Raw genomic sequence first — 6,224 nt, 5'->3', positions numbered from 1 at the left:
CCGCCACGCCCGCCGCCACCACGCAACCGACGCCGGCACCGGCCGCAGCCCCCGCGGCCGCGCCGGCCGCTGCCGCTGCCGCTACCGCTACCGCTACGGCACAGACGCTGCGCCCGATCAGCACCCCGGCGCCGCGCTATCCGCCCGAAGCGCTGCGCTCGGGCACCGCAGGCGAAGTGCTGGTGGAGATCACCGTCGGCACCGACGGCGCGGTCACCAATGCCCGCGTGCTGCGCTCCACGCCGCCGCGGGTGTTCGACCGCGAGGCGTTGAACGCCACCAAGCGCTGGCGCTTCGAACCGGTCGGCGCGCCGGTGACCACCCGCCGCACGCTGGCGTTCAATCCCGGCGGCTGAGCCCATCAATGACACCTGCGTGCCCCGCAGTGGCCGGGCGCGCAGCGAACGCTCAGGCGCAACACCGCGCCGACCGCAACACGTCGACCAGCGCGATCAGGACGTCGGTGTCATGCCAGCACTGCGCGCGGAGACGCCGAAGCGCCCCTTGCGCCAAGCCATCCAGGTCGCGATCGCGCCCACCACCGTGCACACCAGCAAGCCGGGCAGCGAGGCCTCCGGGCCGAACGCGCCACCGCTCAACCATTCCGGCACCCCGGCCTGCGCCGTGCTGCGCGCGATCGCCGGCCCCATGTCGGTCCCCGATACCGCCGCGCCGAACAGATAGCCCTGGGTGAAGTTCCAGGCCGCATGCACGCCGATGGAGACCCAGAGCCGGCCGCTGAGCACATAGAACGCGCCCAGCATGACGCCCGCCTCCACCGCGATGCACAACGCGGCGAACACGCTCGCGTTCGGATTGCCGAGGTGGGCCAGGCCGAACAGCAGCGCCGACAGTGCGAACGCCAACCATGGCCCGAACGCGCGCCACAGCAGCCGCAACAGGATCGCGCGCAACATCAGCTCTTCCACCACGCCGGCCTGCAACGCCTTCCCGAGCGGCGCCCACAGCGGCGCCGGCCCGTTCCAGCGGATCGTGTAGACGCCGAACGCCGCCATGATCGCCATCACCGCCGCGAACATGGCCGCCCCCAACAGCAGCCCCACGCCCAACTGCAAGGGCGCGGCGCGCCAGGCGAGTTCCGCCGGCCAGCGCCGCTCGCCCAGGCGCACCGCGATTGCGTAGAACACGGCGGCCGTCAGCGCCGTTGCATACGGCGCGAGCCGATCCCCGCCCGGCGGAAGCAGCCTGGCGCACAGCAGCGGCACTGCCGTCGCCACGACGATCATCAGCGCCAGCAATGCGATCGCCCAGAGCAGCCCCCGCAGCCAGCGCCCCCTTCCCGGCTGCAGGATGCGCGCCTCGCCCAGCACCAGCAGGCGCCCGGCGCCGGCCGCCATCATTGCTGGGGCATCGTGTGGATCTGGAGACATGCAAAGGCTCGCTGCGGAGGAAGCATCGGCAGGACGGACAACGCCGCTGCGCGCAGCGAGTGTGCATCACGATCGCGTTTCCTGCGCGGCTCCGCGACGACCGGCGTGCAGAGCGCGGAACCGGCCCGCGCGCTGCCTCCTGCTCAGCTGGAGATCGCCAGCTGTTCCTGCCGGTAGCGGCGCACCGCCGCCAGCCACAGCACCGCGGCCAGGCCGAAACCGGTGAGCAGGTACACCGCCCAGATCTGCGGATCGATCGTCTCGCGGCGGATGATCTTCATCAGCATCTGGTTCTGCGCCAGGAACGGCACCGCGAACTGCCACAGCGTGGTCTTCAGCGGATACACCATCAACGCATAGCCCGGCAGCATCGGCAGCAGCATCAGCCAGGTCATGTGGCTCTGCGCTTCCTTCATGCTCTTGGCCGCGGCCGCCAGATAGGTCAGCAGCGAGGTGCCGATGAACAGCATCGGCAGCAGCACGAACAGCATCTGCAACATCGCCACGAAGCTGACGTTGAGCTGGCGGCCGATGCCGTTGGCCACCTGCGCGCTGAGCTTGAACGCGAGCAGGGTCAGCAGCAGCGAGACCAGGCCGACCACGCAGGCGGCGGCGATCTTGCCGCTGACGATGGCGCTGCGCGAGGCCGGCGTGGCCAGCAGCGGCTCCAGCGATTGCCGCTCGCGTTCGCCGGCGGTGGCGTCGAGGATCAGGTACGCGCCGCCGATGAACGAGGTGATGGTCAGCAGCACCGGCAGCAGCATCGCCAGCAACGCGCCACGCTTGGCTTCGGGCGTGGCCAGGTCCTGCAGCGCCACGTCCAGCGGCCGCGACACCTGCGAATCGATGCCGCGCGCCAGCAGGCGCAAGGCCCCGACCTGCTGGCCGTACATGCTCAACGCGGCCTGCACCCGCTGGGTCGGGATGTCGGCATCGCGGCGGGTGCTGTCCTTGATGATCTCCACCAGCGCCGGGCGTCCTTCGTGCCAGGCGTTGGCGTAGTCCTCGTCGATCTTCAGCGCCAGGTCCACGTCCTGGCTGCGGATCGCGCCGGTCAGGTCCTTCGGCGGCGCGACCGCGTTCAAGCCCTGCGCGGCGAGGAAGGCCACCAGGTTCGGCGCGCGTTCGCGGCCGATCACCGGAATGTCCAGCGGCTTGTCGATCTGGGTGCGCACGCGGCTCTCGGCCAGCGCGCCCATGCCCAGGATCAACGCCGGATACAGCAGCGGGCCCAGCAGCAGCGCCAGCGCCAGGGTGCGGCGATCGCGCGAGAGGTCGCGCAATTCCTTGCGCATCACGGTGAATACGGTACGGAGCAGGCTCATGCGTGCAGTCCCTCGTCGCTGCCGATCGCCTTGACGAAGGCGTCTTCCAGATTGGGTTCGCCGGTGAGGGCGCGCAGTTCATCGGCGGTACCGGCGGCCACCACCGTGCCTTTGGCGATGATGACGATGCGATCGCACAGCGCCGCCACCTCCTGCATGATGTGGCTGGAGAAGATCACGCAACGCCCTTCCTCGCGCAGCTCGCGCAGGAAGCCGCGCAATGCGCGCGTGGTCATCACGTCCAGGCCGTTGGTGGGTTCGTCCAGGATCACGTTGCGCGGATCGTGGACCAGCGCGCGGGCGATCGCGGTCTTGGTGCGCTGGCCCTGGCTGAAACCTTCGGTCTGGCGGTCGAGGATGTCGTCCATGTCCAGCGCCTTCGACAGCAACCGGGTGCGCTCGGCGATGCGTGCCGCCGACAGCCCGTGCAGCTCGCCGAAGTAGGCGATGTTCTCGCGCGCGGTCAACCGCTTGTACACGCCACGCGCATCCGGCAGCACGCCCAGCGCGCGCCGCACCGCCATCGGATCCTGGCCCACGTCCACGCCGTCCACGCGCACCTGGCCCTGGTCCGGCGCCATCAGCGTGTACAGCATGCGCAAGGTGGTGGTCTTGCCGGCGCCATTGGGACCGAGCAGGCCGGTGATCTGGCCGTCGGCGGCCTGGAAGCTGACCCCTTGCACCGCCTGCACGGCGCCGGCGCGGGTCTTGAATGCCTTGTGCAGATTGTCGGCGACGATCATGCGTGCCCCTCCCTGTCGAACGCTGCGCAGCTCATGGTTCCCATCCGTTGAATGAAGTGAAGGCCGGCACGCCGCTCATCGCGTCCAGGCAGGTGGCATCGAGGTGCTTGGCATCGGCGGTCTCGAAGAACTGGCCGAGCAGCTTGGGCATGCAGCCCAGGGTCATGGTGCCGTGGCCCTGGCCACGCACCACCAGGTGACGGCCGTTGGGCAGGCCCTTCAGCACGCGCTCGGCGTAGCGCGGCGGCGTCACCGGATCCAGCTGGCCGGAGGTCAGCAGCACCGGCAAGGTCGAGGTGAACGGCGCGGTGAAGTCGGCCGGCCGGGTGCCGGTGGGCCACACCGGGCAGGGCGCGAAGAACATCTGCGCCACTTCCGGACCGAGCAGCGTGTCGTGCGTCTGCGGGGCGCGATAGCGGTCGGCGTCCTCGGCGCAGATCACCGACCACTGCATGCCGCGATTCATCTGCCCGTCCAGTTGCCCGCCCATCATCTTTGCCAGCGACATCAGCGGCCCGTAGCGGCCGTTGGCCGCTTCGTCCAGCACCAGCGGCAGCAGCGACGCGGTCTGCGGCGCATAGGAGAACGAGAACGCCAGGCTGGTGACGGTGTCGGCGGTGACCCGGTCGTGGCGGCTCTGGCCGCTGGCCGGATCGCGGTAGTCCACCTCCACCGGCGCCTGCCGCAGCCGCTCCACCACCGCGCGCAACTGCGTGCGGGTATCGGTGGGAAAGCGCTTGGCGCAAGCCGGATCGGCCTTGCACTGCTCGGCCTGCAGGGCGATCGCATCCTCGAAGGTGGTGGCGAACTCGCCACCGACCACCAGGTCGTTCGGCGCCACGCCATCAATGACCACGCTGCGCACGTGCGGCGCGTAGCGGCGCGCGTACTGCTGGGCGACGCGCGTGCCGTAGGAGCCGCCGATCAGATTGATCTTGTCCACGCCCAGCGCGGCGCGCACCGCATCCAGATCGCCGATCGCCTGGGTGGTGGTGTAGTAGCGAGGATCCGCGCGGCCCTGCAGCGACTGCGCGCAGCGCCGCGCGTAGTCGACCAGTTCGTTCGCGGTGGGCGCGCGTGCCGGATCGGCCAGCGGCATCTCCTTGCCGTCCGGTCCCAGGCAGCTCAGCGGATTGGACTGGCCGGTGCCGCGCTGGTCGATCAGGAACACGTCGCGGCGCTTGCGGGTCTCGCGCAGCGCCATGTCGACGATGCTGGCGACCTGGGTAGCGGCCTGGCCGGGACCGCCGGCGAGGAAGAACACCGGATCCGGGTCGCTGCCGCCCTCGCCGGTGACCGGCAGCCAGGCGATGTTGAGTTCGATCTTGCGGCCGTTCGGCGCCGCCGGATTCTCCGCCACCGCCATGCGCGCGCACTGCGCCGGCACGTTGTTGGAGGCCACCGGATTGGTCAGCGTGCACGGGTGGAAGCGCAGCGCGCCGTAGCTGCGTTCGGACGTCTGCGGCGTCGGTGCCTGGGCCGCCTGGCAGGCGGCGAGCAACAGGGTGGCCGCCGCGATGGCGAACGGCCGGGAAGGGTGTCGCATGGTTCGCATCCTTGAGTTCATGGCTTGCAGAATGCCATGCCGGAACATGGCGTCGTCGGTGCCCGGTGGGGCATGGAACGGAGTACGCGGTTACTCGCCTTCATCGAACAGAAACACCTGCTCGATGCTGTGCGCGAACAGCCGCGCGATACGGAACGCCAGCGGCAGGCTCGGATCGTACTTGCCGGTCTCCAGCGCATTGATGGTCTGACGCGACACGCCCAGCCGCTCGCCCAGTTCGCCCTGCGACCAGCCGTGCGCCTCGCGCAATTCGCGGATGCGGCTGTTCATTGGTAGCGGCGCGCGTTCGCGACCTTGACCACCCCATAGGTCATGCACAGCGCAGGAAACACCCACAGCATCGCGCTCGAGGCCGGCACCTCGATGACCTGCGCCGCCTGAAGGAACCCGGCGGCCATGTAGACGCCACAGGTCAATCCGGCGGCGATGGCGATGGACTCCAGCTCGATGCGCCGCTGCAGTTCGTCGGAGTCGCGCACGAAACGCGCCACCGCGCGGATCACCAGCGCCAACGTCAATGCCGGCAGCAGCGCGACCACCACGCGCAGCCAGTGCGCGTCGACGCTGTCGAGCAGGCGCTTCCAGAACAGCATCACCACCACGTAGGCGCCCATCGGCGGAAAGAACTCGCGGTAGTAGCGCCGTGCCAGCGCCCGCGGCGCGCTGTCGGCCAGGCTGCCCCGCGACCACCACAGCAGCAGCGCCATGAACAGGCCGCCGATGCCGACGCCCATGCACACCCCGCGCAGGTAGTCGCTGCCGCCGAGCGGCAGCCAGGCCCCGGCCGCCAGCAGCGCCAGACTCACGCACAGCACCACGATCGCGTTGCGCCTGCAGTTGCCCATCATCTGCCCCCGATACTCAGCCGATCCCCGATCCGGCACCCTCGCGGCTGCCGCGTATGCCGTGCCGACCATTTCCCCTGTCAAGCACGCTTGACAGCAGAATGCGCGCAGCGGGAACGCCTGTCAAGCGTCCTTTACAGACAGAATGGAGGCACCGCCGGGCTAGCCGGCTTCCGGTGTCGGACGACACTCATCCCCTTCGGGGTGTCTTCTCCCCAGAGAGAAGAGAGACGTCACAGCCCCTCTCCTGCCGGGAGAGGGGCTGGGGTGAGGGTAGGGGCGCGAAGCTCCACGCTGACCCATGCATGCGAGGCTGCGACCGTACCCTCATCCGCCCCTTCGGGGCACCTTCT

The 6,224-nt window shown here is 69.7% G+C and carries 7 protein-coding genes; 1 reads left to right on the top strand and 6 read right to left on the bottom strand.

Going from position 1 to position 6,224, the window contains the following annotated elements:
- Positions 1-356 (top strand): energy transducer TonB (locus tag D588_RS0106760; protein ID WP_017915442.1); only part of this gene is annotated, 356 nt, incomplete at its 5' end.
- A gap of 96 nt (positions 357-452) precedes the next feature.
- On the opposite strand, the gene D588_RS0106755 is transcribed toward D588_RS0106760, so the two are convergent.
- The 6 genes from D588_RS0106755 to D588_RS0106730 all read right to left on the bottom strand — a co-directional run bounded on the left by D588_RS0106755 (position 453) and on the right by D588_RS0106730 (position 5,871).
- Entirely contained in the window at positions 453-1,361 is a 909-nt protein-coding gene (locus D588_RS0106755; protein WP_017915441.1) for a CPBP family intramembrane glutamic endopeptidase, read from the bottom strand.
- A gap of 173 nt (positions 1,362-1,534) precedes the next feature.
- Positions 1,535-2,716, bottom strand: a complete 1,182-nt coding sequence (locus D588_RS0106750) for an ABC transporter permease (protein WP_017915440.1) — start codon at positions 2,714-2,716, stop codon at positions 1,535-1,537.
- Entirely contained in the window at positions 2,713-3,459 is a 747-nt protein-coding gene (locus D588_RS0106745; protein ID WP_017908432.1) for an ATP-binding cassette domain-containing protein, read from the bottom strand. The genes D588_RS0106750 and D588_RS0106745 overlap by 4 nt, the downstream gene beginning before the upstream one ends.
- A 31-nt stretch (positions 3,460-3,490) precedes the next feature.
- Complete coding sequence (locus tag D588_RS0106740) at positions 3,491-5,005, bottom strand: alpha/beta fold hydrolase (RefSeq protein WP_017915439.1); 1,515 nt, start codon at positions 5,003-5,005, stop codon at positions 3,491-3,493.
- 90 nt (positions 5,006-5,095) lie between these two features.
- Positions 5,096-5,296 (bottom strand): helix-turn-helix transcriptional regulator, encoded by a 201-nt coding sequence (locus D588_RS0106735; protein ID WP_017908434.1) that lies wholly within the window; start codon positions 5,294-5,296, stop codon positions 5,096-5,098.
- A complete protein-coding gene (locus tag D588_RS0106730; protein WP_026143455.1) occupies positions 5,293-5,871 on the bottom strand; it encodes a hypothetical protein in 579 nt (192 codons plus the stop codon). Before D588_RS0106730 ends, D588_RS0106735 begins: the two co-directional genes overlap by 4 nt.
- Positions 5,872-6,224 lie beyond the last annotated feature (353 nt).

This window comes from Xanthomonas sp. SHU 308 (assembly GCF_000364645.1).
Lineage (GTDB): Bacteria > Pseudomonadota > Gammaproteobacteria > Xanthomonadales > Xanthomonadaceae > Xanthomonas_A > Xanthomonas_A sontii.
Note: the sequence above shows the minus strand (reverse complement) of the source record. Positions and strands in the feature narration are given on the sequence as shown.

Bases quoted from the DNA above. Each gene is read 5' to 3' on its own strand.
- D588_RS0106730 (WP_026143455.1), bottom strand. From the start codon at position 5,871: ATGGGCAACTGCAGGCGCAACGCGATCGTGGTGCTGTGCGTGAGTCTG.
- D588_RS0106750 (WP_017915440.1), bottom strand. From the start codon at position 2,716: ATGAGCCTGCTCCGTACCGTATTCACCGTGATGCGCAAGGAATTGCGC.
- D588_RS0106755 (WP_017915441.1), bottom strand. From the start codon at position 1,361: ATGATGGCGGCCGGCGCCGGGCGCCTGCTGGTGCTGGGCGAGGCGCGC.
- D588_RS0106740 (WP_017915439.1), bottom strand. From the start codon at position 5,005: ATGCGACACCCTTCCCGGCCGTTCGCCATCGCGGCGGCCACCCTGTTG.
- D588_RS0106735 (WP_017908434.1), bottom strand. From the start codon at position 5,296: ATGAACAGCCGCATCCGCGAATTGCGCGAGGCGCACGGCTGGTCGCAG.
- D588_RS0106745 (WP_017908432.1), bottom strand. From the start codon at position 3,459: ATGATCGTCGCCGACAATCTGCACAAGGCATTCAAGACCCGCGCCGGC.